Origin of the sequence: Blautia sp. DFI.3.45, assembly GCF_020593505.1 — a bacterium.
In the GTDB taxonomy this organism is placed as follows: Bacteria; Bacillota; Clostridia; order Lachnospirales; family Lachnospiraceae; genus Blautia_A; species Blautia_A wexlerae.
In genome coordinates this window covers 1-335 of the sequence record NZ_JAJDMI010000195.1, presented here as the reverse complement: position 1 = coordinate 335, position 335 = coordinate 1, and the positions used below count along the sequence as shown (strand labels likewise).

General features: G+C 34.6%; 1 pseudogene. It reads left to right on the top strand.

The window, feature by feature from the left end:
- Nucleotides 1-335, top strand: a pseudogene (locus LJE09_RS19030) (GGDEF domain-containing protein); the annotation flags it as partial.

Here is a 335-nt window from a genome sequence, read left to right as displayed (position 1 = left end):
ATATGAGTGAAATATATTTTACGATGGCAGATGAAACTGTCTCTGCCGCAGAAAGCTATTCAGAAAAGATTGCTATAAAGATTCGTACCATAGAGCTTCTGTCGGCACTTGATATGTTGAGTCTGGTGATATTGGTTATTATGCAGACTCTAAGGGCAATGCAGATGGCAATGCAAAACAGACTGCTGGAACAGAAAGCATTCATAGATGCCTATACTGGACTGCCAAATAAAAATGCCTGTAATGAGATACTTAATAAAAAAGATATAATTACAGATCTTACAGCATGCATAATGTTTGATTTAAATAATCTAAAAACTGTAAATGATACAATG